The sequence below is a fragment of the Neorhizobium petrolearium genome (assembly GCF_029854435.1).
In the GTDB taxonomy this organism is placed as follows: Bacteria; Pseudomonadota; Alphaproteobacteria; order Rhizobiales; family Rhizobiaceae; genus Neorhizobium; species Neorhizobium petrolearium.
The window spans coordinates 1,750,652-1,775,277 of sequence record NZ_CP123000.1; the positions used below are offsets into that span (position 1 = coordinate 1,750,652).

General features: G+C 63.0%; 31 protein-coding genes. 10 read left to right on the plus strand and 21 right to left on the minus strand.

Going from position 1 to position 24,626, the window contains the following annotated elements:
- Positions 1–12: 12 nt before the first annotated feature.
- Positions 13–1,221, minus strand: a complete 1,209-nt coding sequence (locus QEO92_RS09005; protein ID WP_227702785.1) for an MFS transporter — start codon at positions 1,219–1,221, stop codon at positions 13–15.
- A gap of 87 nt (positions 1,222–1,308) precedes the next feature.
- Here QEO92_RS09005 and QEO92_RS09010 point away from each other — a divergent pair, with 87 nt between their 5' ends.
- On the plus strand, positions 1,309–2,286 hold the full coding sequence (locus tag QEO92_RS09010; RefSeq protein WP_407721072.1) for an AraC family transcriptional regulator: 978 nt from the start codon (positions 1,309–1,311) through the stop codon (positions 2,284–2,286).
- Between the two features lie 2 nt (positions 2,287–2,288).
- Here QEO92_RS09010 and QEO92_RS09015 read toward each other — a convergent pair whose 3' ends face one another.
- Genes QEO92_RS09015 through QEO92_RS09025 form a run of 3 tightly spaced genes read right to left on the minus strand, consistent with a single transcriptional unit; the run spans position 2,289 to position 4,019 of the window.
- Complete coding sequence (locus QEO92_RS09015) at positions 2,289–2,993, minus strand: TIGR02281 family clan AA aspartic protease (RefSeq protein WP_227702787.1); 705 nt, start codon at positions 2,991–2,993, stop codon at positions 2,289–2,291.
- Positions 2,990–3,211, minus strand: coding sequence for a DUF1289 domain-containing protein (locus QEO92_RS09020; protein ID WP_037155183.1), 222 nt, complete (start codon positions 3,209–3,211; stop codon positions 2,990–2,992). The genes QEO92_RS09015 and QEO92_RS09020 overlap by 4 nt, the downstream gene beginning before the upstream one ends.
- A 19-nt stretch (positions 3,212–3,230) precedes the next feature.
- Entirely contained in the window at positions 3,231–4,019 is a 789-nt protein-coding gene (locus tag QEO92_RS09025; RefSeq protein WP_037155186.1) for an adenosylcobinamide-GDP ribazoletransferase, read from the minus strand.
- 84 nt (positions 4,020–4,103) lie between these two features.
- Here QEO92_RS09025 and cobT point away from each other — a divergent pair, with 84 nt between their 5' ends.
- Positions 4,104–5,123 carry a nicotinate-nucleotide--dimethylbenzimidazole phosphoribosyltransferase gene (gene cobT / locus QEO92_RS09030; RefSeq protein ID WP_227702788.1) on the plus strand — a complete coding sequence of 340 codons (1,020 nt, stop codon included), beginning with the start codon at positions 4,104–4,106 and terminating at the stop codon, positions 5,121–5,123.
- A 5-nt stretch (positions 5,124–5,128) separates the two neighbouring features.
- A complete protein-coding gene (locus QEO92_RS09035; protein ID WP_037155192.1) occupies positions 5,129–5,521 on the plus strand; it encodes a diacylglycerol kinase in 393 nt (130 codons plus the stop codon).
- A 123-nt stretch (positions 5,522–5,644) separates the two neighbouring features.
- On the opposite strand, the gene QEO92_RS33220 is transcribed toward QEO92_RS09035, so the two are convergent.
- Genes QEO92_RS33220 through QEO92_RS09045 form a run of 3 tightly spaced genes read right to left on the minus strand, consistent with a single transcriptional unit; the run spans position 5,645 to position 7,624 of the window.
- Positions 5,645–5,809, minus strand: a complete 165-nt coding sequence (locus QEO92_RS33220) for a type II toxin-antitoxin system RelE/ParE family toxin (protein WP_161784781.1) — start codon at positions 5,807–5,809, stop codon at positions 5,645–5,647.
- Entirely contained in the window at positions 5,806–6,033 is a 228-nt protein-coding gene (locus QEO92_RS09040) for a hypothetical protein (protein ID WP_037155194.1), read from the minus strand. Before QEO92_RS09040 ends, QEO92_RS33220 begins: the two co-directional genes overlap by 4 nt.
- A gap of 55 nt (positions 6,034–6,088) precedes the next feature.
- Complete coding sequence (locus QEO92_RS09045) at positions 6,089–7,624, minus strand: sensor histidine kinase (RefSeq protein ID WP_227702789.1); 1,536 nt, start codon at positions 7,622–7,624, stop codon at positions 6,089–6,091.
- A gap of 121 nt (positions 7,625–7,745) precedes the next feature.
- Between QEO92_RS09045 and QEO92_RS09050 the strand changes: the two genes are divergently transcribed.
- From QEO92_RS09050 to QEO92_RS09060, 3 genes are all read left to right on the plus strand, one after another.
- Positions 7,746–8,312 (plus strand): thermonuclease family protein, encoded by a 567-nt coding sequence (locus tag QEO92_RS09050; RefSeq protein WP_037155200.1) that lies wholly within the window; start codon positions 7,746–7,748, stop codon positions 8,310–8,312.
- A 2-nt stretch (positions 8,313–8,314) separates the two neighbouring features.
- Entirely contained in the window at positions 8,315–8,959 is a 645-nt protein-coding gene (locus QEO92_RS09055; protein ID WP_227702790.1) for a uracil-DNA glycosylase family protein, read from the plus strand.
- 65 nt (positions 8,960–9,024) lie between these two features.
- Complete coding sequence (locus QEO92_RS09060; RefSeq protein WP_037155205.1) at positions 9,025–9,513, plus strand: Lrp/AsnC family transcriptional regulator; 489 nt, start codon at positions 9,025–9,027, stop codon at positions 9,511–9,513.
- A gap of 3 nt (positions 9,514–9,516) precedes the next feature.
- On the opposite strand, the gene QEO92_RS09065 is transcribed toward QEO92_RS09060, so the two are convergent.
- From QEO92_RS09065 to QEO92_RS09075, 3 genes are all read right to left on the minus strand, one after another.
- On the minus strand, positions 9,517–10,206 hold the full coding sequence (locus QEO92_RS09065) for a DNA alkylation repair protein (RefSeq protein WP_227702791.1): 690 nt from the start codon (positions 10,204–10,206) through the stop codon (positions 9,517–9,519).
- Positions 10,203–11,075 carry an NAD(P)-dependent oxidoreductase gene (locus tag QEO92_RS09070; protein ID WP_227702792.1) on the minus strand — a complete coding sequence of 291 codons (873 nt, stop codon included), beginning with the start codon at positions 11,073–11,075 and terminating at the stop codon, positions 10,203–10,205. Before QEO92_RS09070 ends, QEO92_RS09065 begins: the two co-directional genes overlap by 4 nt.
- A 103-nt stretch (positions 11,076–11,178) precedes the next feature.
- Positions 11,179–11,448: a helix-turn-helix transcriptional regulator gene (locus QEO92_RS09075; RefSeq protein WP_037155213.1), complete on the minus strand. Its 270-nt coding sequence runs from the start codon at positions 11,446–11,448 to the stop codon at positions 11,179–11,181.
- A 77-nt stretch (positions 11,449–11,525) separates the two neighbouring features.
- Here QEO92_RS09075 and QEO92_RS09080 point away from each other — a divergent pair, with 77 nt between their 5' ends.
- Positions 11,526–13,484 (plus strand): cation:proton antiporter domain-containing protein, encoded by a 1,959-nt coding sequence (locus QEO92_RS09080; RefSeq protein ID WP_227702794.1) that lies wholly within the window; start codon positions 11,526–11,528, stop codon positions 13,482–13,484.
- A 3-nt stretch (positions 13,485–13,487) separates the two neighbouring features.
- On the opposite strand, the gene QEO92_RS09085 is transcribed toward QEO92_RS09080, so the two are convergent.
- Genes QEO92_RS09085 through QEO92_RS09100 form a run of 4 tightly spaced genes read right to left on the minus strand, consistent with a single transcriptional unit; the run spans position 13,488 to position 15,842 of the window.
- A complete protein-coding gene (locus tag QEO92_RS09085) occupies positions 13,488–14,021 on the minus strand; it encodes a GNAT family N-acetyltransferase (RefSeq protein ID WP_227702795.1) in 534 nt (177 codons plus the stop codon).
- An 8-nt stretch (positions 14,022–14,029) separates the two neighbouring features.
- Entirely contained in the window at positions 14,030–14,440 is a 411-nt protein-coding gene (locus tag QEO92_RS09090; protein WP_227702796.1) for a CopD family protein, read from the minus strand.
- 8 nt (positions 14,441–14,448) lie between these two features.
- Positions 14,449–15,003, minus strand: a complete 555-nt coding sequence (locus tag QEO92_RS09095; protein ID WP_037155215.1) for a DinB family protein — start codon at positions 15,001–15,003, stop codon at positions 14,449–14,451.
- Between the two features lie 29 nt (positions 15,004–15,032).
- Positions 15,033–15,842 (minus strand): methyltransferase domain-containing protein, encoded by an 810-nt coding sequence (locus QEO92_RS09100; protein ID WP_037155218.1) that lies wholly within the window; start codon positions 15,840–15,842, stop codon positions 15,033–15,035.
- Positions 15,843–15,964: 122 nt separating this feature from the next.
- Between QEO92_RS09100 and QEO92_RS09105 the strand changes: the two genes are divergently transcribed.
- Positions 15,965–16,687, plus strand: a complete 723-nt coding sequence (locus QEO92_RS09105; protein ID WP_037155222.1) for a DUF2270 domain-containing protein — start codon at positions 15,965–15,967, stop codon at positions 16,685–16,687.
- Between the two features lie 21 nt (positions 16,688–16,708).
- Here the strand turns inward: QEO92_RS09105 and QEO92_RS09110 are convergent, their stop codons facing one another.
- The 4 genes from QEO92_RS09110 to QEO92_RS09125 form a co-directional block, all read right to left on the minus strand.
- Positions 16,709–16,972, minus strand: a complete 264-nt coding sequence (locus QEO92_RS09110) for an usg protein (protein ID WP_407721078.1) — start codon at positions 16,970–16,972, stop codon at positions 16,709–16,711.
- A gap of 151 nt (positions 16,973–17,123) precedes the next feature.
- Positions 17,124–17,954 carry an ABC transporter permease gene (locus QEO92_RS09115; RefSeq protein WP_037155228.1) on the minus strand — a complete coding sequence of 277 codons (831 nt, stop codon included), beginning with the start codon at positions 17,952–17,954 and terminating at the stop codon, positions 17,124–17,126.
- The gene (locus QEO92_RS09120; RefSeq protein ID WP_227702797.1) at positions 17,951–18,733 is read right to left on the minus strand and encodes an ABC transporter permease; all 783 of its coding nucleotides are present in this window, start codon (positions 18,731–18,733) and stop codon (positions 17,951–17,953) included. Before QEO92_RS09120 ends, QEO92_RS09115 begins: the two co-directional genes overlap by 4 nt.
- 115 nt (positions 18,734–18,848) lie before the next feature.
- Complete coding sequence (locus tag QEO92_RS09125) at positions 18,849–19,625, minus strand: ABC transporter substrate-binding protein (protein ID WP_227702798.1); 777 nt, start codon at positions 19,623–19,625, stop codon at positions 18,849–18,851.
- Here QEO92_RS09125 and QEO92_RS09130 point away from each other — a divergent pair.
- Together QEO92_RS09130 and QEO92_RS09135 are read left to right on the plus strand one after the other, a co-directional pair.
- Positions 19,624–19,779 (plus strand): hypothetical protein, encoded by a 156-nt coding sequence (locus QEO92_RS09130; protein WP_280107508.1) that lies wholly within the window; start codon positions 19,624–19,626, stop codon positions 19,777–19,779. The two genes, QEO92_RS09125 and QEO92_RS09130, sit on opposite strands and share 2 nt — an antisense overlap.
- Before the next feature lie 152 nt (positions 19,780–19,931).
- Positions 19,932–22,109, plus strand: coding sequence for an OmpA family protein (locus QEO92_RS09135; RefSeq protein WP_227702799.1), 2,178 nt, complete (start codon positions 19,932–19,934; stop codon positions 22,107–22,109).
- A 116-nt stretch (positions 22,110–22,225) separates the two neighbouring features.
- On the opposite strand, the gene mobB is transcribed toward QEO92_RS09135, so the two are convergent.
- From mobB to QEO92_RS09150, 3 genes are read right to left on the minus strand one after another with little or no spacing between them, the layout of a single operon-like run.
- A complete protein-coding gene (mobB, locus tag QEO92_RS09140; protein ID WP_227702800.1) occupies positions 22,226–22,741 on the minus strand; it encodes a molybdopterin-guanine dinucleotide biosynthesis protein B in 516 nt (171 codons plus the stop codon).
- Positions 22,738–23,364, minus strand: coding sequence for a molybdenum cofactor guanylyltransferase MobA (gene mobA / locus QEO92_RS09145; protein ID WP_227702801.1), 627 nt, complete (start codon positions 23,362–23,364; stop codon positions 22,738–22,740). The genes mobB and mobA overlap by 4 nt, the downstream gene beginning before the upstream one ends.
- Positions 23,361–24,590, minus strand: a complete 1,230-nt coding sequence (locus QEO92_RS09150; RefSeq protein ID WP_037155245.1) for a multidrug effflux MFS transporter — start codon at positions 24,588–24,590, stop codon at positions 23,361–23,363. The genes mobA and QEO92_RS09150 overlap by 4 nt, the downstream gene beginning before the upstream one ends.
- Between the last annotated feature and the right edge of the window lie 36 nt (positions 24,591–24,626).

A 24,626-nucleotide genomic window follows, 5' to 3' on the forward strand; every position in this document is an offset into this window, starting at 1 on the left:
GCAGGGAGGCGGTCAGCCTTCGCTCAGCTGCATCTGCCTGCCGCCGCGGGCGAGTATGACCGAGCCTCCAAGCAGCGCGGCCACGCCGAGGAAGGACATGACGCCGAGCGGTCCCTGCATGTCGACCAGAAGGCCGCCGAGCACCGCGCCGCTGGAAATCGCGATCTGGAAGGTTGTCAGCAGAAGGGCGCCGACGCTTTCCGCCTCGTCCGATGCCGCGCGTGTCACATAGCTCTGGATGCTGACGGGAAGCGCGCCGAAGGCGAAGCCCCAGATGGCGACGGCGACAGACGAGGCTGCGACCGACTGGCCGGTGGAAACGAGGATCACGGCGGCAACCGCGACCAGGCTGGATGCGAAGGCCACGCCGAGCTTTGAACTGCGCTCGGCGATCATGCCGCCGACGATGTTTCCGAAAAAGCCGCTGATGCCGTAGGCGAGGAGGACAAGCGAGACCATCTCCACATCGAGACGCGGGATTTCCTCCAGATAGGGGCGGATATAGGTGAAGCCCGCAAAATGTCCCGCGACGATGAGAAGCGTGGTGAAAAGGCCGATGCGGACCTTCGGTCTCCTGAGCACGGCGACCATCGTGCCCAATCCGGCGCTTCCCGTGGGCGGCAGCGAGGGCATGGTGACGACCTGGACGAGGAGCGCCAGCAGGCCGACCGCGGCGGTCAGCACAAAGGCCGCCCGCCAGCCGAGCGTCGCGCCGATATAGGCGCCGAGTGGCGCGGCGCAGACGGTCGCCACCGAAACGCCGGTGAAGATGACCGCCATCGCCCGCGGCAGGAGATCCATCGGCACGAGGCGCATGGCAAGGGCTGCCGACATGGCCCAGAAGCCGCCAAGCCCGATACCGAGCAGGACGCGCGACAGGAGAAGGAGGGGGAGGCCGTTCGCGAGTGCCGCAAGAGCACTGGAAATGATGAGCAATGCCGTCAGCGCGAAGAGCGTCCAGCGCCGGTTGAAGCTTCGCGTGCCGATGACGACGGCAGGACCGGCAATGGCGCCGACCACGGCGGTCACGGTGACGGTTTGCCCCGCCGTGCCCGAGCTGATGCCGAGGTCGGCGGAAATGGGAGTAAGCAGGCTCGCCGGCAGAAATTCCGCAGTCACGAGACCGAAGACGCCGAGCGACAGCGAAAACACCGCGTCCCACGCGGCCTTTCGGCGGGCGTCTGACGACGGATTTTCCCGTTCCAAGGTGTAATCTGTCATGGTCGTTTCCTATGTTGGGAGGAATCTTGGGAGACCGCCTTAGAGTTAGGCGTGACAGTCTGTCGTTTCTATGCTAGAAAATCCGATATGCTTGACAGATCGTCCAGAATGGAACCGGAAGTTTTCACCGACCCGCTGAGCGAGATGCTGCGCGGGCTTAGGCTCGACGGCGTCGAATACGGACGCTGCCGGCTCGCCGAGCCGTGGGCGACATCCTTTCCGGCGCAGGAGGCGGCGCGGTTCCACTTCATCGGCTGCGGCAGCTGCTGGCTCCAGACGCCGTGCGGCGAATGGCTGCCACTGCAGGCGGGCGACGCGGTGCTTCTGCCGCGCGGCAACGCGCATGTGCTGGCAAGCGCACAAGGTGTGACGCCGAAGCCCTTCGACCGGTTCGGCCGCAAGGAGGTTTGCCAGGGGGTTTTCGACGTGCAATGTGCCGATGCTCCCGGCAGCACGTTGGCGTTTACCGCATCCATGCGCTTCAACCTCGACAGGCTGCATCCGCTTTTGCAGATGATGCCGGAGGCGATGCTGACCAGCGCGCTCGCGAAGAACGAGCCGGCCATTCCGCATCTTCTCGACGCCATGGCGCGCGAGGTGGAGATGGACCGGGTCGGCGCCGGCGGCATTCTGGCCCGGCTCGCCGACGTGCTGACCGCCACGCTGATCCGCACCTGGGTGGAGCACGGCTGCGGCGATACGACCGGCTGGATCGCCGCGGTGCGCAATCCCGAGGTCGGCCGGGTGCTTGCCGCCATTCACCTGCAGCCGGACAGGGACTGGAGCGTGGCGGCATTGGCGCGGATCATGGGGGTTTCACGGTCCGGCTTTGCCGAGCGCTTCCTGAAGGTGGTGGGCGAAACGCCCGCACGCTACGTGGCGCGGGTGCGCATGCACCAGGCGCGGCAATGGCTGAAGGACGGGATGCGGGTATCCGTCGTCGCCGACCGGCTGGGCTATGATGCGGAGGCCTCCTTCAGCCGCGCCTTCAAACGCATCATCGGCGCACCGCCCAGTCAGTTCCGCAAGAAGGGCGACGGCGAGGCGGCGCAGGATTTCGGCTGATCTCAGTCCCTCAGCCTGAGCTCATCCGTCTGCATCTGCAGCGAACCGAGCGTGGAGAGGAAGCTCATGCCGAGCAGGCTTTCATGAAGGCGCCCGTCTTCGGCCACCATCGCCCGGATATTGTTTCGCACGATCGGGCCGATGGCGATCTCGTCGAGCCGCACAGGCGCCGCCAGGGCCCGGCCGTTGGCCGTCATCACGCTGACCGTGTAAGCGAGATTCTCCGGATCGAGACCAATGGCACGGGCGTCGTCATAGGAGAGCACGACGGTGCTCGCGCCGGTATCGACCAGCATCGGCAGGACCTGGCCCTCGACGCGGACATTGGTCTGGAAATGGCCGCCGTTCGTCTTATGGATGATGACCTCGTTGCGGCCCTCGCTCGTCGTCACGACGACGGCGGTGCCGGGCAGCAGGCCTGCGACCATGCGTGCGCCGACGCCGCGGGCGTCGTCGCGATAGAGATAGACGGCAACGAGGCCGAGCACGATCAGCAGCCAGATGGCAAGATTGCGCAGCACCTGGCCGGAATTGCCGCGCCGGCCGGCGAGGATGCCGACCGAGAGCAGGCCGGCGATCGGCAGGAGATAGATGATCTGGCCGAAGTCTTCGTTGGCTATGCCGAACGTCTGGCCGTTATCGTGATTGAAGATGAGGAGCGCCAGGCCGATGCCGAGGATGAGGAGGATGATCGTCAGCGGATTCATGCGTTGTCCCGCTCCTGGGCGAGACGCCGGCGCCGCGTTTCCCGCCGCGGCCTGCGTTCGACGGTATCGAGGCGGGCGGGCAGGATCTCCATCAGCATACGGCGCTCCATGTCGGTATAGTCCATCCAGGCGGCGATCTCGTCGCGCGTACGTCCGCATCCGAAACAATAGCCGGTCTTCATGTCGATGGAGCAGACGAGGATGCAGGGCGATATCATGACGTTCTATATCGTGGGTTCAGATGACGAGAGCAAGGGTGGCCAGCATGGCGATTTCGGAGAACTGTTGCGTGGCACCGATCGTGTCACCCGTGTGACCGCCAAGCTTCCTGCGGACAAGACGGGTGAAACCGAACGCTGCAAGCGCCGCCACGATCAGCGCCAGGAGCGTTTTGGGCAGGCCTAGCGCCGGCACCAGCAGGAGAAGCGCCACGACACCGCCGATAAGGAGCGCGAGGTTGCGGGCGCTCTCCTCCGGCAGGCCGGCGCCGGCTGCGACGCCATTCTCGCGGGCGGGCGGAAGCGCCTGCCAATGGGCGACCATAACCGCGCGGCTGACGGCGGCTGCGGCAAGCAAGGCCAGGGCGGCGGCTGGGGGGGCATGGCGGGCGAGGGCGGCAAGCGCGGCGGCCCTGAGCCCGAAGGAAAGGATCAGCGCTACGACACCATAGGCGCCGGTGCGGCTGTCCTTCATGATCGCAAGCGCTTGGTCCCTGTCGCGCCCGCCGCCGAGCCCATCGGCAGTATCTGCCAATCCATCCTCGTGCAGAGCGCCGGTCATCAAGCTCATGAGGGCAAGCGCGATCAGCGCAGCGAGCAGAGCATCACCGGACGCCAGGAACAAAAGGATGAATGCGGGGAGTGCCGCGATGACGAGGCCGGCGACCGGAAAGGCACGCACGGCGCGAGAAATCGAGCCGTCGTGGCCGCGGAAAAAACGGTCCGGCACCGGCAGGCGGCTTAAAAAACCCACGGACCGGGCGAGGTCTGCGACGAATTCGCTTGCGTTTGGCAGTTGTCCCTCCATGAGTCCCCGACTATGAGAAGCGCACAGAAGCGCGATTTGCCGGGAAAGACAAGCAGACCGGCGTAAAGACGAGAGAGACTGCAGATGAGCGTGACCGGCCTTCCCTTCGACGACTTCCGTACCCTGCTGGCCAACCTTCCGGGACCGGATGCGCGGGTGCTTGCGGCCGCCCGCGAGCGCGACGCCCAACTCACGAAGCCGCCGGGTTCGCTCGGACGGCTTGAAGAGATTGCCTTCTGGCTCGCAGCCTGGACGGGAAGAGCACCGGCAGTCAACCGGCCGCTGGTGGCGATCTTCGCGGGCAATCATGGCGTGACGAAACACGGAATTACGCCCTATCCCTCGTCGGTGACACAGCAGATGGTCGAGAATTTCGCGGCCGGTGGCGCGGCGATCAACCAGATCTGCGTGACCTACGATCTCGGCCTGAAGATCTTCGACCTGGCGCTCGACTACCCGACCGGTGACATCGCCACCGAAGCCGCACTTTCCGAGCGCGATTGCGCGGCGACCATGGCTTTCGGCATGGAGGCGATCGCCGGCGGCACCGATCTTCTCTGCATCGGCGAGATGGGCATCGGCAACACGACGATCGCCGCCGCGATCAACCTTGCGCTCTATGGCGGCGAGGCGGAAGACTGGGTCGGCCCCGGCACCGGTTCGCATGGGGAGCTTCTGGAACGCAAGATCGCCGTAGTGAAACAGGCCGTCGAGCTTCACAAGGATCATCTCTCCGATCCCCTGGAAGTGCTGCGGCGGCTGGGCGGCCGCGAAATCGCGGCGATCGCCGGCGCAATCCTAGCCGCCCGTGTCGAGAAGATTCCTGTGCTGCTCGACGGTTATGTGGTGACGGCGGCGGCATCGATCCTCAAGGCCGCCAATCCCTCCGCGCTCGATCATTGCCTGATCGGCCATGTCTCCGGCGAACCGGGGCATCTGAGAGCAATCGAGAGGCTCGGCAAGACGCCGCTTCTGGCGCTCGGCATGCGGCTCGGTGAGGGGACGGGCGCGGCGCTGGCTGCGGGCATCGTCAAGGCCGCAGCAGCCTGCCATTCCGGCATGGCGACCTTCGAGCAGGCCGGCGTCAGCAACAAGGGCAACTGAGCCTCATGGAAAAGACGCCGCTCGACAGCGATATCGAAAGGGCGAGCGGCATCCGCCGGCTGATCGCGGCGACGCGCTATTCGATGCAGGGGCTGAGACGGCTCTGGCGCGAGGAGGCCTTCCGCCATGAGGTGATCGCCTTCGTCGCCGGTCTCGTGCTTTTCGCGATCGTCGGCGCCACGTTGACCGACTATCTCGTTTATCTCGTCCTGATGCTGGTGCTGTTCAGCGTCGAATCGCTCAACACAGCGGTCGAGGAACTGGTCGACCGCATCTCGCCGGAAATCTCCACCGTCGGCCGGCATGCCAAGGATCTCGGCTCCTTTGCCGTCTTCTGCCTGCTCTGCGCCAACGGGCTGTTTACGCTTTATGTGGTGGTACGCAGCGTGTGGGGGTGACTTTGCCGTCACTCCTGATCCGGCATGGACGACGGATTTCGCACCGCGTGGCGGATGCCGACGACGACAATCTCTTCATCTTGAGACAGATAATACGGCGGCACCGCGACACGCCGCATTCCCTCAAGACTGGGTTGGCGCTCCGGTGAGGGGGTGGCTAGAGAGATTGGCCAAGACTCTTTGAATACGCGCATTTACGTTCCGAGCGCCTTGTGGTGATCGATCTCCAATATAGTCCAGGACTTTTTGGAGTTCATCGAGCGCTTCAGGCGTGAAACGGATCTTCACGACGCGTATTTTGAAAAGACGGCGTGGACCTGTTCCTCGCTGGCGAACTCACGTCTTGCAGCTTGATCAAGCGATTTCGCGAAGGAAGCCTCTTCCTCAGGCGTAAGCTGATAAAGCAGCTCCTCCTCGCTTGCTAGGGTGAGCACAACGCGAGCGATCTCATCCTGCCGCTCAGCAGGAAGCTGGCTAACGATTTTCAGGGCACGGTCGAGAAGTTTTGTCATGTGTGCATTGTGCACCAATCGGTGCACATGCAAAAGGCCCGGCTGCGTTCAAACCTCACGCAAAGCTCCGGCGCCGCCGTTCGACGGCAGGCGCATCGGCGACGGCGGGGACGCTTTGCAACACGCGGGTCGCGGGGAGGATGGCGATCGCTTCGGTCCCTTCGCGCAGCTTGGAGCGCAGGATGAACTGGCCGTCGTGCTTGGCGAGGATCGCCTGCACGATCGGCAAGCCGAGACCGGTGCCCTGTTCGGCGCTCTTGATCGTGATCGAACCCTGGCCGAAGGCCGAGAGAACGACCGGAATCTCGTCTTCCGGAATGCCGGGCCCATTGTCCTTGATCGCCATATACTGGCCACCGCCGGCTGTCCAGCCGACCTTGACGGTTACCTCGCCCCCCTGCGGCGTGAACTTGACCGCGTTGGAGAGGAGGTTCAGGAGCACCTGGCGCAGGGCCTTCTCATCGGCCCAGACCTGCGGCAACTGCTGCTCGAACTGTTCGCGGATGGTGATGTTCTTGGCGCGGGCGCGAAGCTGCACCATGCCGATGCAGTCCTCGGCAATCTCCAGAAGCGAAAGCGCCTCCTCGCTCAGCTCGTAACGGCCGGCTTCGATGCGCGAAAGATCGAGGATCTCGTTGATCAGGTTCAGGAGATGCTGGCCGGAGCGGTGGATGTCGCCCGCATATTCCCTGTAGGTCGGATTGGCGAGCGGGCCGAGGACTTCCGAATTCATCACCTCCGAAAAACCGAGGATGGCGTTGAGCGGCGTGCGCAGCTCATGCGACATGGAGGCGAGGAAGCGGGATTTGGCGAGGTTCGCCTCTTCGGCGCGTCGGCGCGCCTCGTCCGACATCGACTTTGCCACTTCGAGCTCGGCGATCAGGTCGTCCTTCTCCGACTGGTAGGACATCAGCGTGAGATTGGAGCGATAGAGCCGGTCGGCAATGTAATGGAAGAAGACGACAGCGACGGCGCATATGGCCGTCAGGCCGATATCGAGCACGTGTCGCGAGAGAATGGCAGTGGCAAGCAGGGCCGCGATCATCGGCAGGAAGCCGAACAGCACGCCGAGCCGCAGCATGAAGCCGCTCATCGCCGTGATCGAGATCGCGAAGAGAAGAACAGCCCCCTTGTAGAAATAATAGCTGTCACCGGCGCAGGTATTGCAGCTCTGAAACGAAAAAAGCGCCCAGCCGAAACCGACCAGCACCTGCGCGGCAAGCAGCCTGTTGCGCCATTTCCTGGTCTCGATCGCAGTGATTTCCTTGCGGCTCGCGCGCCGCGCCAGAAGTACGTTGATGGCGTGGACGCTCAGCATCAGGAGCGCCCACGCGAAAAGACCTGTATCCGGATTGAGGTATACGCCGATTGCCGTCACCAGAACGATGAAGAGCGGCATGATGGATGCGCTCTGCAGCACTGCGTTGACATGCATGGCGAGCATGTCGCGGTCGAAAATCTGGTTGCCCTTGGCGCTGGACTGCAGGCGTTCCCGGGTGGCGCGTACGGCTTTCGACACAGCCTTGTTGCGATGGCTGCGCGATCGATCCACGATGATCTTGTCGGTCGAGGTGCTGACGCCGTTACTCATGGCTACTGAACTACTTACCCGGGTGCTTGAGAGACTAGGGGCAAATCCTTAAGAGAGTCCTGCCGGGAAAGGTTTTGTTTGCCATTTCTCTGAAGTTTCCGTTTTCCAATAAGGCCGGATTGTGGCGCGTATATTCAGGTTTCTTCGCGACGGCGTGGTGCTCGCATGCTTCTTCATCCTTCTAATGCTGATCATTACGAAGCTGGATGAGGCGGCCGACAGCGTGGTCCGCGGACCTTTCTACGCCATAGACGGCGACACGCTGTCTGCGGGTAGTGAACGCCTGCGGCTGAACGGCATCGACGCACCGGAACTCCGTCAGACCTGCGAGGACGGCCGCGGCATGACATGGGCGTGCGGAGACGAGGCGAGGCGGCTTCTGGCGAGGCTCGCGGCCGATCCCGGGACGGAATGCCTCGGACGCGAGCGCGACCGTTATCGCCGGCTTCTCGTGCGCTGCCATGCGGGCACGTCGAATATCAACGCCGCGCTGGTGCGGCAGGGGCTGGCGATCGCCTCCGGCCGCTATGCCGAGGAACAGGCGGCCGCCCGGCGGGAACGGCGGGGGCTCTGGGCCGGACAATTCGAAGACCCGCGGGACTGGCGCACATCCCGCGGCATGATGGACGACCCGAACCTTTTGGAGACGTTCATGGACTGGGTGAAGCAGGTGATCTATTGGGAATAGGCATGGACCGGATTGTCGATCGTGATGAGGAGATCGAGACGCTGCGGGCCGCGATCGCCGCGTGCCGCGTCTGTCGGGACACGCCAGCGAAAGGCGAGGGCGACCGCCTGGCCCACGAGCCGCGGCCGGTGGCCGTGCTTTCGCGAACGGCCCGGGTGCTGATCGCCGGGCAGGCGCCGGGCCTGCGCGTGCACGAAAGCGGGCTTCCCTTCAACGATGCCTCCGGCAATCGGCTGCGCGACTGGATGGCCGTCAGTCGCGAGGAGTTCTACGATCCCGACCGGTTCGCGATCGTGCCGATGGGTTTCTGTTTTCCCGGCTACGACGACAAGGGCAGCGACCTGCCGCCGAGGCGGGAATGCGCGCCATTGTGGAGGCAAAGAGTGATCGCCGCCATGCCGCAGATCGAGCTCGTGCTCGCCGTCGGCGGTTATGCGCATGGCTGGCATCTCGGCAGCCGCACAAAGAAGGGCATGACGGAAACGGTCCGGAACTGGCGCGAACATTTCTTCGTGAACGAGGCGCCGCGCGTTCTGCCGCTGCCGCATCCGAGCTGGCGCAACACCGGCTGGCTGAAGAAGAACTCCTGGTTCGAGGCCGATGTGCTGCCGGTTCTGCGACAGAATGTGGATAGCCTGATCCGTTGAAACAAAATTCGGTTAACTGCTATGATTTATGTGTATAACGAAAAATCATTTCGAAAGGACTGTCAATGGACCGCCTGGACCGCAAGATCCTGCGCATTCTGCAGGAAGATTCCACTCTCGCCGTCGCGGACCTCGCCAAGAAGGTGGGCTTGTCGACCACGCCCTGCTGGCGGCGCATTCAGAAGATGGAAGAGGACGGTGTCATCCGCCGCCGCGTCGCGCTGCTCGATCCGGTCAAGGTCAACACCAAGGTCACCGTCTTCGTGTCGATCCGCACTGCCAGCCACTCGATCGAATGGCTGAAGCGCTTTTCCGAAGTCGTCGTGGATTTCCCGGAAGTCGTTGAATTCTACCGCATGAGCGGCGACGTCGATTATCTTCTGCGGGTCGTCGTGCCGGATATCGGCTCCTATGACGCCTTCTACAAGCGGCTGATCGCCAAGATCGAGATCCGCGACGTTTCCTCGGCGTTTGCCATGGAGCAGATCAAATACACGACCGAACTGCCGCTCGACTATATGGTGCTCGACAACCAGAAGTCGGGAGAGGATTAACGGCTATTTCAGCCGCGCCAGAATCCTTTCGTTTGACAGCTCTCTCACGGCATCCTTGCCGATCCAGCGGGCAGTCTTGTCGGCAGACGCGGCGAGCTTCTGCGACAAGGCAAGCGCAGGGGTGTGACAGGTCCGGTTGCGCTTGCCGATATTGCGCAGCGCCCAGTTGACCGCCTTCTTCACGAAATTGCGCGGATCGGCGGAATGGGCCTCGATCAGCGGCAGGTAGGTGATGAACGTCTCGTCCGGCTCATTCTTGTTGTGCACGACCGCGCCGGCGATCATCGCGAAAGCGGTGCGGCGCACGAATTCCCGCTCGTCCTCCGCGAATTCAGCGACGAGTTCCTTCCAGAACGGCGTTTTGGTGAAGAGGTCGGCGGCGGTATCGACGATCTCCCACGAATTGAAATCGCCCGCCCAGAGATCGGCCTCCGCCCTGGTCAGCGTTTTCGGATCGGCTGTGAGGATGGCGGCCATGCGGGCGTCGCGAAGCCCCGTATTCCAGAGCTTCAGCGCACGGGCGTGATCTTTCTTGACCTGGCGAACGATCGCCTTCATCTGCGGCGTGGTGATGCCGAGCGCAGTGGCGGTATCGATGCCGAAGCGGCTCATGCCGGCGATATTGGCCTCGTTGCGCAGCGTCTGAAGATGCGCAACGATATCCTCTGCAGGAGAATCCGGCGACAGCTTCATTTTTTTTCAAGCCGTGCCAGCAGCGAGGACGTATCCCAGCGATTGCCGCCCATTGCCTGCACGTCGCCGTAGAACTGATCGACAAGCGCCGTCAGCGGGAGCTTCGCGCCGTTGCGGCGGGCCTCGGAGAGCACGATGTCGAGATCCTTGCGCATCCAGTCGACGGCAAAGCCGAAATCATATTTGCCGGCGATCATCGTCTTGTAGCGGTTTTCCATCTGCCACGAGCCGGCGGCTCCCTTGGAAATCACCTCGATGACCTTCTCGATATCGAGGCCGGACTGCTTGCCGAAATGGACGGCTTCCGCCAGCCCCTGGACGATGCCCGCAATGCAGATCTGGTTCATCATCTTGGTGAGCTGGCCGCTGCCTGCCGGCCCCATCAGACCAACCATGCGGGCATAGGCGTCGATGACCGGCTTTGCCTTGTCGAAGGTCGCCGGGTCGCCGCCGCACATGACGGTGAGCACGCCGTTTTCCGCACCCGCCTGGCCGCCGGAGACGGGGGCGTCGATGAAGCCGATGCCTTTTTCCCCGGCGGCGGCTTCGAGTTCGCGGGCGACTTCGGCGCTGGCGGTCGTATTGTCGATCAGGATCGAGCCTGGCTTCATGCCGGCAAGCACACCCGTTTCGGTCAATGTCACCGAGCGGAGATCGTCGTCATTGCCGACGCAGGTGAAGACGAAATCGGCATCCTTCGCCGCTTCGGAGGGCGTGGCGCCAGCCTTGCCGCCATATCTCTTGACCCATTCGGCAGCCTTGGACGCGGTGCGGTTATAGACGGTGACGTCATGGCCGCCTTTTTCCTTAAGATGCCCCGCCATCGGGAACCCCATGACCCCAAGACCGATGAATGCCACCTTCGCCATGCTGAATCTCCTTGTGTGCGGTAGGGAGGATTAGAGCAATGCGACCGTCTCGAAAAGCAGAGTCTGCCGGCGGTGCTGTCTTTTTGCCCGCTGCCGGGAGATATCAGGCTTGCGGCAGGCTGCCATTCCTCTGGCAGACGCCCATGCCGCAGCCATCTACGTCCATGAAGATAACGCCGCCTTCTTCGAAGGCGCGACGAAGCTGCGCAGCGGTCGCGCGGTGAATGTCGTGGCGGCTGCCTTCGAAGTCGCGGATCGTGCTGCGGGAGACTTCCGAACGCTCCGCGAGATCGCTTTGCGTCCAATCGAGAAGGCCTCTGGCCGCGCGGCACAAAGCCGGCGTCAAAATCATCTGCCTTGCGTCTTGACCCATGTGTCAAAGCTGCCCATATTGGTCAACATAAGCCATATATGGCAGGTTTGTCAGGAGATTTCCAGAGGGAGACGTCGATGCCGCATGAGACGCCATTGATTTCCACGATCGTCGGCGGTCTTGTGCTTGCGTTCATCTTCGGCGCCATCGCCAATCGTTTCCGCTTGCCGCCGCTGGTCGGTTATCTCTTCGCGGGCATCCTTGTCGGTCCGCATACGCCCGGTTTCGTGGCGGACCAGAGCCTTGCGCCGGAATTGGCTGAAATCGGTGTCATCCTGCTGATGTTCGGCGTCGGCCTGCATTTTTCGCTCAAGGACCTCTTGTCCGTGCGCGGTATCGCCGTGCCCGGGGCGATCGTGCAGATCGGCTTTGCCACGCTGCTCGGCTGGGGCATGGGAACGCTGCTGGGGTGGCCGCTCGGCGGCAGCCTCGTTTTCGGCCTTGCCCTGTCCGTCGCCTCCACCGTGGTGCTTCTGAAGGCGCTCCAGGAGCGCCGCCTGGTCGAGACAGATCGTGGCAAGATCGCCGTCGGCTGGCTGATCGTCGAGGATCTCGCCATGGTTCTGGCACTGGTGCTGATCCCGGCGTTGGCGAGCATCGGCGGCGAGGCGACGCATTCGGACCCGGTGGCGATCGCCGTCGCGCAACTCCTCAACATCGACCTCGGAATCACGGGCATCATCGGCGTGACGCTATTGAAGGTCGCTGCCTTCCTTGGCCTGATGCTGGTGGTCGGAAGGCGGGTCATCCCGGCGATCCTGCATCGCATCGCCCATAGCGGCTCGCGCGAACTCTTCCGGCTGGGCGTGCTGGCGATCGCGCTCGGCGTCGCCTTCGGCGCGGCAAAACTCTTCGGCGTGTCGCTGGCGCTCGGCGCCTTCTTCGCCGGCATGATCCTGTCTGAAAGCGAACTGTCACACCGGGCCGCACAGGAAAGCCTGCCGCTCAGGGATGCTTTCGCCGTGCTTTTCTTCGTGTCGGTGGGCATGCTGTTCGATCCGTCGATCGTGCTCAACAGCCCGCTGACCCTGCTCGGCACGGTGTTCATCATCGTTATCGGCAAGTCGATCGCCGCTTTCCTGATCGTGATGGCATTCGGCCACAAGGCGGGCACTGCGCTGACGATTTCAGCAAGCCTCGCGCAGATCGGCGAATTCTCCTTCATTCTTGCAGAACTCGGCGTCGGCCTGAACATGCTGCCGGAAGAGGGCCGGGACCTGATCCTGGCCGGGGCGATCATTTCGATCATCCTGAACCCGGTCATGTTCTATCTCTGCGACAAGATCAGGCCGGGGCTTGAGGCGCGCATCTATCGCGCGCCGGCTGAGGCTCCGAGCGATGCCGAGGTAGCGATGGAAGGGAGCGGTCCGATGACCGAGGCGGAGGCTTCCGCCAGGCTGGAGGAGAGTGAGCCCGTATTGACGACGGCCGGCGAGGATGGCGAGGTGGCCGCAACGCGACTGAGCGGCCATGCCGTCGTGGTCGGCTACGGACGGGTCGGCAGCATCGTCGTCGCCAACCTGAAATCCTCCGGCATTCCGTTCCTGGTGATCGAGGATTCCGAAAACCGCGTCCAGGAACTGTTGAAAAAGGGCATCGAGGTGATTGTCGGCAATGCCGCTTCACCCAAGGTGCTGGAGCTTGCCAATCTCGGTGCGGCCAAAAGCCTTGTCGTGGCGATCCCGAACGCCTTCGAAGCGGGTAACGTGGTCATGCAGGCGCGGCAGGTAAACCCGGCGCTGCTCATCCTCTGCCGCGCGAATTCCGATGCCGAGATCGAGTATCTGGAAAAACTCGGCGCCGACAGGACGATCATGGGCGAGCGGGAGATCGCCAACGGCATGCTCGGCAGCCTCGACCAAGTGCATTACCGGACAGAGGAAGCGGAGATACTGGAGAAGGTCGCCGCCGAGGAGAGCGCAGGCGAGCAGCCTGCGGTGTCTTCAGAGCTGAGCGGAGTTGAACTGAACAAGGCTCATGATGAGCCGGCAGCGCCCTCCGATGTCGAACCGCCGGCCGAACTGCCGAAAACCTGACCTCTAGCGGCACGCGGAAGCGAGGACATACCGGCATTGCCGGATGGTTTCGCCGCGCGGCCGGGAAAAGCGTTCCACGATGTCGACCGGGACGAAGCCGAGCTTGGCCAGGACGCGCCCGGAGGCGGGATTGTCCGCTGCATGCCCGGATTTCAGCATCGAAAGACCGATCTCGCCGAAGGCGAAGCGGACCACAGCGTTCGCGGCCTCGAATGCATAGCCACGCCCCCAGGCAGCTCGATCCAGCCAGTAGCCGAGGTCGCCCTCGCCATCTTTGATCTCATCGACATCGACAAGGCCCACCATGCGGCCGGCGACCTCCACCGCAAAGCGATAGGCTTCACCGGCGGACCATTCCCGTTCATGGTCGGCGAACCAGTCGAGGGTCGCCTGCCGGTCCGCAGGAAAGCTGGCCATGCGCAACATGCGCGTGACCTCCCAGTCCGACTGGATTTCGAATGCGCGTTCCGCGTCGGTGGCAAAGGTCGGACGAAGGACCAGGCGATCTGTCCTGATCTCGGTGCGGGGCGGAGACATTGCCGGGATCAGAACGGCTTGATCACCGCGAGTGCCACGATCAGTACGACCGAGATGAGAATGATCGGCATGCCGGCGCGTACGAAGGCCGGCGGATCGAGTTTCGGATCGGCTTCCATGCGACGCATCCAGCCACCCTGCATGCCGTGCAGGGCCGACAGCATGACGACGATGAGGAATTTGAAGCCGAACCAGCCGCTTGTGTAGAAACCGTAACCGAAGGCGAGCCAGAGGCCGAAGATCCATGCGCCGCCCAGCGCTGCGGTGGTCACGATGCGGTCGTACCTGCGCAGCGCCGAGATGACGCCCACGCGGATCGCCGGCGGGACCATGCCGATGACGAAGGCATTGATCAGCATGCCGCCGATCAGCAGGAAGTCGGAAAGGAGATGCAGGGCCTTGATGACGAAATAAAGCATGGTTCAGATCAACTCCAGATCATGGCTTCGGTGAAACCGAGTTCGGCAAAATCCTGTTTTCGCAATTGTTCCTCGTCGGCGGCAAAGAATTCATCGAGCTGCGGCGGAGGGACGGATGTTCCCGACAGCATGGCGTGAACCTGGCCGCGGTGATGAATCTGGTGCTGGAAGAGATGCAGCAACACGCGATCGGTGTTCTCCACCTGCACATGGGTCTGGCGCGGGATGCGAACCTCTTGTGTGAGCGTCTCGGTATCGAGGCCACGACAGTGATCGATGAGGCGTCGGTCGGCGGCCCGCTGCTCGCGTTCCAAATCAGCGAAGAAGGGGAAAGGGATTTCCGGATCGAAGGCCGCCGCACCTATGCAGTTGCCTTCGAGTGCACTGATATAAAGCCAGTCGACCGTCAGGATATGGTTCAGCGTATGGATGATCGACGGAAAGAAGCTGACACGCTTTGCGGCGACTTCTTCCGGCGAAAGCCGGCCACAGGCTTTCAGGAGCCGGTGATTGGCCCAGGCATTGTTATAGGCCTGCGCGAGAAGATAGCGCTGCGGGCTCATCGCGATTCCTCCCTCTGTCGGCGGGAAAACTAACCCCTCAACCGCGCAATGACCAGATGGCCCGGGCTCGGATGCCCGTCCTGCATGCGTACGTTGATCTCCGAAATCTCGACGATCTCGAAGCCGGTGTCGGCGAGCCGCGTGCGGATATAGGCTTCCGAATGAAGGAAGCGCTGGTGCGGCCCGACGACATAGGGCCGACCGTCGGATGCCGGCAGGGTTTCGGACGAGAAGACGAAGATGCCGCCGGGAACCATGTTCTCCGCCGCGCCGAAGAAGAGCGGTTCGAGTGCGCCGAGATAGGGAAGTACGTCCGTGGCGGTTACGAGATCGAACGGTTCGTCGTCGTTATCTTCGAGAAAATCCTCGACTTCCGCGACGTAGAGCGTTTCGTAGAGATCCTTCTCATGGGCGATCTCGACCATGTTCTCGGAAAGGTCGATGCCGGTGATATCGTCGACCATGTCCCGCAGCGTGCCGCCGGTCAAGCCCGTGCCGCAGCCGAGATCGAGCATGCGTTTGAAAGGCCCGAGCTCCAATGCCTGCAGGCGCTGGCGCACCATGACCGGCACGGCGTAACCGAGCTGTTCGACCAGGATGTCCTCGAAGCTTCCTGCATGCTGGTCGAAGAGGGTTTCGACATAGGCGTCCGGCGCCTTTGGCGGCGTCTCGCCACGGCCCATGGCGGCGATGCGAACGGCAGCCCCGCCGTGGTCTTCCGGATCGATCTCCAGCACCTGTCTGTAGGCGTTCACGGCGGCGTCGACGTCGCCCGCCTTTTCCAGCGCGAGCGCCCGGTTATAGGCCTCTGCCAGCGCTTCCTCGTCGATCTTCTTCATGGTCGCATTCCTCGTTTGGCAGCGGCTTTAAGCCGCCGGCCGGCGTTTGTCCATGAGACGGAACGCCGTGCCGGTTCGTTCGTTGAAAGATAAAGCAAATAAAACCTTGGGAGGAAAGGATCATGGCCGCGGTCGAGGAGCCGAGTGTACTGGAGAAGAATGTCGAGCGGCGGGCGCCCATGCTGCCGATCACGTCCGGTGAGAAGGCCAATATGATCATCCACTACTACCGCGGCGAGCTGGGCCGGATGACGAGCTGGCGCGACCGCATCGACCGCACCTCCAACTGGGCGATCACAATGGTGGCGGCACTCTTGTCGATCTCGCTGTCGACGCCGACTTCGCATCACGGCGTGGTGATCTTCGCCATGCTGCTGGTATCGCTGCTTCTGCTGATCGAGGCGCGGCGCTACCGCTTCTTCGATGTCTACCGCGCCAGGGTGCGCAAGCTGGAGCGGCACTATTTCGCGCAGGCGCTCGATCCGCAGGCCGATCTCAGGCCGGATTGGGCGGCGGGCATTGCCGGAAGCCTGCGCAATCCCCGCTTCATCATCAGCTATCGCGAGGCGTTGTTCCGGCGTATCCGGCGCAACTACGTCTGGATGTACCTCATCCTGCTGTTTGCATGGTTCCTGAAGATATCGACGCCCAAGCTCCTGCCTGATCAACCGGCGACAGATGGCGTCTCTACGATTTCCGAGGCGGTGCAGAACGCGGCGCTTGGGCCGCTGCCGGGGTGGAGCGTGACAATGGTCGTCGCACTTTTCTACGGCGCCATCCTATATGCCGCCATGCATCGCGAACCCGATGAGGGCGAATTCGCCCACGGCGAGGTGCATGTCTAGGCCGTAGGCGTCCACGCTCCGTCAGTGGACCACGATCTCTCCCTTGACCGAGCGCCACTCGCTGGCCGAGATCAGCTTGCGGTGGACGTAATGGACCGAATGCAGCGGTCCGTCGAGCTTCTCCTGCCAGAACTTCAGGAAATCCTTCATGGCGGGAAAATCGGGCGCGAGATCGTAGTCCTGCCAGACATAGCTTTGCAGCAGCACGGGGTGATCGGGCAGGCGGTAGAAAATCTGCGCCGTGGTGAGGCCGTAGCCCTTCAGCATCATTTCCATTTCAGACATCAGCAGTTCCCATTTCTTGTTTTCCGGATGACGCTTTCACGTCACCCGACAAGGGGAGCATGCCACGGTTAACCGAGGCTTTACAATTGCTTCATAAGGAGGTATTCGTGAAAATATTCAGTATGTTAGCAGCGAATTTCGGCGAGTGCTGCTAACGCTTCAGATGGCGTGTCAGGCGGGCTTCGAGGAAGGCCCACACGTGCCGCAACGCCTCGACGATGGCAAGATAGAAGATCGCCGCCCAGAGATAGGCCTGGTAGTCGAAGGTGCGCGAGAAGGCATAACGCGTCTCGCCCATCAGGTCGTAGACGGTGACGATGGCGACAACCGCCGAGCCTTTCATCATCAGCACGATCTCGTTGCCATAGGGGCGGAGTGCCACGATGAGCGCCTGCGGCAGGATGATCTTGCGGAAGGTGATATATTTCGAAATGCCGAGTGCCGCCGCACCCTCATGCTGGCCACGGGGCACGCTCTCGATCGCGCCGCGCAGGATTTCCGCCTGATAGGCGGCGGTGTTGAGCACGAACGAGAAGAGGCCGCAATACCAGGCCTCGCGGAAGAACCACCAGAGACCGACGGCCTCCAGTTGCGGGCGGAAACTGCCGAGCCCGTAATAGATCAGGAAGAGCTGGGCAAGCAGCGGCGTGCTGCGGAAGACATAGACATAGGCATAGGCGATGCCGTTCAGGAAACGGTTCTTCGACATGCGTGCAAAAGCGATCGGCAACGACAGGATCGCGCCGAGGATGACGGCAAGCCCGACCAGCGAGATGGTCACCCATAGGCCATGGAGATAGCGCGGCCCGTAGCGCAGGAATTTGGCCTGATCCCAACCGCCGATGACCATGCCGGCGAGTGCGATGGCCAGCAGCACCCAAACGGCTAGAACCGCCATGCCGGCGATCCTGGCGGCGCCGAGTTTTCGTTTCACGGCCGCGGGGGCAGGCTGAGGCGGGATGAGTTCCGTAACGGCGGTCATCGGCTGACCTCCGAACGTTTGGCCCAGCGCTCGATGAAACCGAGGCCAAAGGACGAAATCATCGCCAGAATCAGGTAAAGCATGCAGGCGATGAGATAGAAGAAGAAGGCCTCCTTGCTGACGCGCGCGGCGATGCCGGTCTGGCGCAGGATATCGGCAAGCCCGATGACCGAGACGTAGGACGTATCCTTCAAAAGGATCAGCCAGAGATTTGTGAGACCCGGAAGGGCGATGCGGATGAGCTGCGGCAGGATGATAAGCCGCATGGTGCGCCAGCGCCGCAGGCCGAGAGCGTCGCCCGCCTCGTACTGTCCGCGCGGGATCGCCCGGAAGGCCGACAGCAGCACCTCGGACGAATAGGAGGAGAAGACGACCGCCAGCGCCGCCATGCCGGCCAGGAAGGCGTTGATCTCGATACGCCCTTCGTAGCCGAGGGAGGAAAGCACCGACTGGATGAGGATCTGCAGGCCGTAATAGACGATGAAGAGGGTGAGGAGTTCCGGCAGACCGCGGAAGATCGTCGTGTAGATGCCGGCGGCAAGCCTCAGCAGCTTTTCCTCGGATTGCGCCGCAAGCGCGATCAGAAAGCCGATCACGAGCCCGACAGGAAGCGTGGCAAGCGCCAATGAGATAGTCACTTTTACGCCAAAAGCGATTTCGTCGCCCCAGCCGGCTTCACCACAGGCGACAAGCGTGCCCGAACCGAACAGTGAAAAAAGGCCGAGAGGACCGCAAAGCGGATCGAGCGCGCCAAAGAGGGCGGAAAAGAATCCGCTCATAAGGTCGTTTTCCCCCGCGGCTTCTGTCGCGCCGCTGATGTTATGTTGGTCTCATTAAAAAGAAAAACGGCGGAAGGGCAAGCCTTCCGCCGGATTGTCAGGGCTATTCAGACGATTACTTGTCGCCGTAAACGTCGAAATCGAAATATTTGTCGTTGATTTCCTTGTACTTGCCGTTGGCGCGGATCGCGGCGATCGCGGCCGTGAACTTGTCGGCCAGCGCGGTTTCGCCCTTGCGCACCGCAACGCCTGCGCCTGCGCCGTTGATCTCCGGATCGATCGGCAGGGGCGAAAGGATCTTGCAGCAGTTGCCGGCATCCGACTTCAGCCATTCGGAGAGCACGACGATGTCGTCGATGACGGCGTCGATACGACCGTTGGCAATGTCGAGCTTGTATTCGTCAGCCGTCGGATAGAGCTTCAGCTCGGAATCCGGCATGTGCTTTTCGGCATAGTTGGAGTGGGTGGTCGACCCTTGTGCGCCGATCGTCTTGCCCTTGAGGCCGGCCACGTCCTTGATCGGCGAATCCTTCGGCACGGCGATCGCCGGCGGCGTGTTGTAATATTTCTTGGAGAAGGTGACCTGTTCCTCGCGCTCCGGCGTGATCGACATGGAGGCGATGATCGCGTCGAACTTCTTCGACTGCAGCGCCGGAATGATGCCGTCCCAGTCATTGGTGACGAAAGTACAGGTGACCTTCATCTCCTCGCAGAGCGCCTTGGCGATATCGACGTCGAAGCCGGTGAGCTCGCCATTGGCTTCGAGATTGTTGAAGGGGGGATAGGCGCCTTCCGTGCCGATCACGAGCTTTTCCTGGGCGATCGCCGAGCCGGCGAAGAACGACAGCGCGGCGATCGAAGCGGCGGCGAAGAAGCGGGTGGAGATATTCATGATGATCCTCTCTGTTGGCAGCGCCGACGGCATGGTTCATCTTGTTTTGCCGTCAGGAGCGGGGCGCTTCGCCCCCTCTGGATTTTATAGATACCGGCTCGGACGAAATTGCAACGGCATTTTACGTGCACGTTCACTTGCCGCTGAAACATGAACAACACATTCACGCGAGGTTCAGACCGGCTGGCACAGCCTTGAACGGAACCATCTCCGGCTGGATAGCATTCAGCCGAAGCGTAAGTCCGCCTGAAAAAAGGCAATAAAGGACGCGTGAAAGGGATAGCACCCCGAGAAGAGGAAATGTCCATGTCGAGGAAATTCAGACTGTTCGCCAGCGTCGCAGCGCCTTTCGTTTCGCTGCCGCTGATGATGCAGCCGGCGGCGGCCATGCCGCCGAAACCCATGATCGAGGCCGGCCAGATGCCGGGCATCATCAAGATCCAGGAAGAAGATCCGCTGCTGTTGAGGAAGCGGCGGCAGCAGCAGGAAGGCGAAGGCGGCGGAGAGCAGCAGCGGCCGCGGCGCGAGCAGGGCGGTGACCGCGAGCAGGGTGGTGCCGAACGGCGACAGGCGCCGCGCGCCCAGCGTCAGGCGGAGCCGGAAGCTCCGCGCGAAGCCGCACCGCGCCGCGAACCTCAGGCGGAACGGCCGGCTGCGGAAGCACCGGCAGAGCGTCCGCAGCGCCGCCAGCAGCAGGCCGACCAGGACCAGGGTGGCGCAGAACGTCTGCTGCGTCGTCAGCAACAGCAGACCGGACAGGGCGAGGGCGGCGAGCGCCCGCAGCGCCGGGACCGCCAGCGTGAACAGGCGGCTCCGGAGACCGAGCGGCCGACAACGAGAGAAGCCCAGCCGCAGCGCGAGATTGCACCGGAAGGCGGTGACCGCCAGCAGCGCCGCAATGCCCAGGATCGCAACGCGGCCCCCACGGAAAATCAGGCTGAAACCCCGACACCCCGGCCGCGCGCGAGAGACCGTGCGGCGGCGCCTGAAACTGCGCCGGAGGCGCCGACCCGCCGCAATGCCCGGGATCAGGATTCCGGCAGAGGTACTGCGCAGGACACGCGTCCCCGGCCGCCGGCAAGGGAAGGCCAGACCACCGAGGGGCAACCTGCCCGGGGCGAACAGCCGCGCCGTCAGACAACGGAAGGCCAGCCGCCGCTGCCGCCCCGGGGAGAGACCCCGCGCGACCAGGCCAGCCCGGCCCGACCCGCTCCCGGCGAGCCGCTGGAAGATCAGCAGCAGGCCCGGCCCGAACCGCCGCGCACACCCGAGCAGATCGAACGGGCCCGTCAGATCGCCCGCGACCCGTCTTCGGCCCGCGAGGGCGAGCAGGTCTTGCTGCCCGTCGAGAACGGTGCTGCGGTGCTCGACAGCGCCAAGGAAGAGCCGCGACCGCCCCGTGAAGGCGAGCGGCCGCGCCGCCGGCCAGCGCAGCAGACCGAGCAGCAACTCGCCCCGCCCAAGTCCGACGCCGAAGCCCAGGCCAATACCCAGTTCAGCCGTGAGCAGGAAGAGCAGGTTCGCGCCATGATCGAGGAACGCGGCGAACGGCTTGACCGGCGTCCCCGATTCGAACGGCCGCGCGGCTGGGAATTCCGCGAGGACGTCAGCCGCGACGAAGACCGCGAACGGGATCGCGACGGCGCGAGAACGATCATTTCGATCGACAACCAGACCTTCGTCCGCCATGACGACAGCCGTCGCTTCTACGTCGACGGCCGGGAGCCGGAATATGAGCGCCTGCGCGACGGCCGGGTACGCGAAGTCTTCATCCGTGACGACGGCACCCGCATCGTCACGATCCGCAACCGTTACGGCGAGATCGTCCAGCGGTCGCGCATCGTCCGGGGCGGGGATGAATACGTTCTCTATTATGCGCCGGAACTGATGGACGAGCGCCGCGACCGCGACTATGTCTGGCGCGATCCGGGCTATGACCTGCCGCCGATGCGGCTCACGGTGCCGATCGAGAACTATATCATCGACACCTCGAGCGAGCCGGACCGGGATTATTACGAGTTCCTCGAACAGCCGCCGGTCGAACAGGTCGAGCGCGTCTATTCGCTGGATGAAGTCCGCTATTCGGCCCGTATCCGTGACAAGGTGCCGCGCATCGACCTCGATACGGTCACCTTCGCGACCGGAAGCGCCGAGATCCCGATGAACCAGGCGAGTTCGCTGCGCCGGGTCGCCGAGGCGATGAACCGGGTCCTGGAGGAAGATCCGTCCGAGACGTTCTTTATCGAAGGCCATACGGATGCGGTCGGCTCGGACGAGAGCAATCTCATCCTCTCCGACGAGCGAGCGGAATCGGTCGCCCGGGTGCTGACCGATGCCTTCGGCATTCCTCCGGAAAACCTGGCGACCCAGGGTTATGGCGAACGTTACCTCAAGGTTCGGACCGACGGCCCGAACCAGGAAAACCGCCGCGTCACCATCCGCCGCATCACGCCGCTGGTGAAGCCGGTCGCCTCGAACCAGTAAGGGTTTCTGCTGCCCAAGACAAAGCCGCCGGAGCGATCCGGCGGCTCAGCTTGTCCTCATCCTCGGGTTCAATCCGAGGACGAGGATGACGAGTGAGCGGTCGGCACGCAGGCTTTTCATTGTCTGGGAAGTCCCGTCACCTTCACGATGAAATCGGAGATTGCCGCCGTGTCGTCGAGGTCGAAGACCGGCACAGCCGTGTCCGTCACGGCATGGTCGGCGGCAATGGCGACGATATGCGGATCGTTTGACGAAAGCGGTTCGCGGCTTTTCGATTCGAGGCGCCGGGTCTCGATTTTCGGAACCGGTTCCCGCTTGTAGCCTTCGATCAGGACCAGATCGCAAGGCTCCAGCCGGGCCAGGATATCGTCAAGACGCGGCTCCGACTCCTCGCGCAGCTCGTGCATGATGGCAAAGCGCCTGCCGGAGACGATCGCCACCTCGCACGCACCGGCCTCGCGATGGCGGAAGGAGTCTGCACCAGGCTTGTCGATGTCGAAATCATGATGGGCATGCTTGATCGTCGAGATCCGGTAGCCACGGCGGGTAAGTTCGGCGACGAGCCGCACTGTCAATCCGGTCTTGCCGGAATTCTTCCAGCCGGAAATGCCGAAGACACGGGGAGAGCTCATTGAAGAACCTCCGCGAAACGCCGGGCCTCTTCGAGATCTTCAGGCGTGTTGATGTTGAAGAAAGGATCGAGCAGGCCGTGAGATGTCTCGATCCGCGGAAATTCGACGGTCGCCACCCGGTGACGCTGCAGGAAAGCCTTGATGCGTCGGTTTTCCGGATCGGCGAGCCAGGTTTCGAGATCCTCGGCGATCGAGATCGGCCAGAGCCCGAAAACCGGGTGACTGCGTCCGTCCGAAGCGGTGATGACGATCGCATCCGGATCGTCGGTTCCGGTTTGAAGGCGGTTGACGAGATCAGTCGGCACGAAGGGGCTGTCCGACGGCACGGTCAGGAGGTGGGTTGCAGAGATGCCGCGGGTTTCCACGTCGCGCAGACCGGTGAGGACGCCCGCGAGCGGTCCTGGCCGGCCGGCGAGCCTGTCCGGAAGGAGGCGTAGCCCGAGCGGGTTGGGAAAATCGTCGGACGCATTGAGCGTGATCCCCGAAACCTGGGGTGAGAGCCGCCGGACGATATGGCTGAGAATGGTGTCGCCGCCGACCTCCAGAAGCGCCTTGACGGAACCCATGCGGCTCGATTTGCCGCCGGCGAGGATCAGGCCGGGGGGGAGCGCGGGACCGGTCATCGGTCGGCATCCCGGGTTTCGATCGCACCTTCACGAAGGTCGATCCGACGAACATAGGCGGTCGCGGCGAGCGCGAGCAGTGTCGAGATGCCCATTACCACGAGGAGCGGTATCGCCCCGCCTTCCTCTTTCAGCACCGCCGCGGCAAGCGTCGAAAGAGCGGCGCCGCCGCCGACCGTGATCGCGCCGCCGAGGCCCGAGGCGGACCCGGCAAGATGCGGTCTCACGCTGACGATGCCGGCATTCGAGCTCGGAAGCGTCAACCCGTTGCCGACGCCGGTCAGCGCCAGCGGCGCGAAGAAGGCGGTTGCCGACGCGACATCTCCGAGAAGAATGGCGGTGGTAATGCAGACGCCGATCAGGCTGACGACGCTGCCGGAGATCATCATGGTCATTGTGCCGAAGCGCCGGGTGTAACGTCCCGAGATGAAATTGCCGACCATGTAACCGGCGGCAATGAGGAAGAACTGCACGCCGAGCATGGTAGGCGTGAGATGGTAGATCGCCGTGCCGACGAAGGGCGCGCCGCCGAGGAAGGAGAAGAAGACGCCGGAGGAGAAGGTCGAGGTGAGCGTATAACCCCAGAAGCGGCGCGACCGGAAAAGGTCCGGCCAGCTTCTAAACTGCGCCGTGAAACTCGCCGCCGGCGTGCGGTTCGTCTCGCCGAGGTCGACGGAGACCAGTATCAGGGTGATGAGCCCGAGTCCCAATATGAGGACGAAATTCGCTTCCCAGCCGAACAGGTCGCTGAGCGTACCGCCGATCGTCGGCGCGATCATCGGCACCAGCGACATGCCCATGGTGACATAGGCGATCATCGAGGCGGCGCTCTCCATCGGGACCGTGTCGCGGATGATGGCGCGCGGCAGCACGAAACCGGCGACGACCGCCGTTTGCAGCATTCTCCCGAACATGAAGACGGTGACATTCGGTGCGGCGAGGCAGATCAGCGTGCCGACGAGCAGGATGAGGATGCTGCCGATCATCACGCGACGGCGGCCGAAAATATCGGAAAGCGGCCCGAGCACGAGCTGGAGCAGTGCTGTGCCGGCGATATAGCCGGAAACGGCAAGCTGCATGACGGCATAGTCTGTGCCGAAATGGATCGCCATGGCCGAAAGAGACGGAAGGAAGACATTGAGCGATAGCGCTCCAAGGCCCGCGCAGACGACCAGCGTCAGGATATGGGGCGGGGTCTGTCTGTCCAGAAATCGGCTTTGCTGCACGTCGTCCTTCCTCTCGTCAAACTGCTTTCCGGCGTC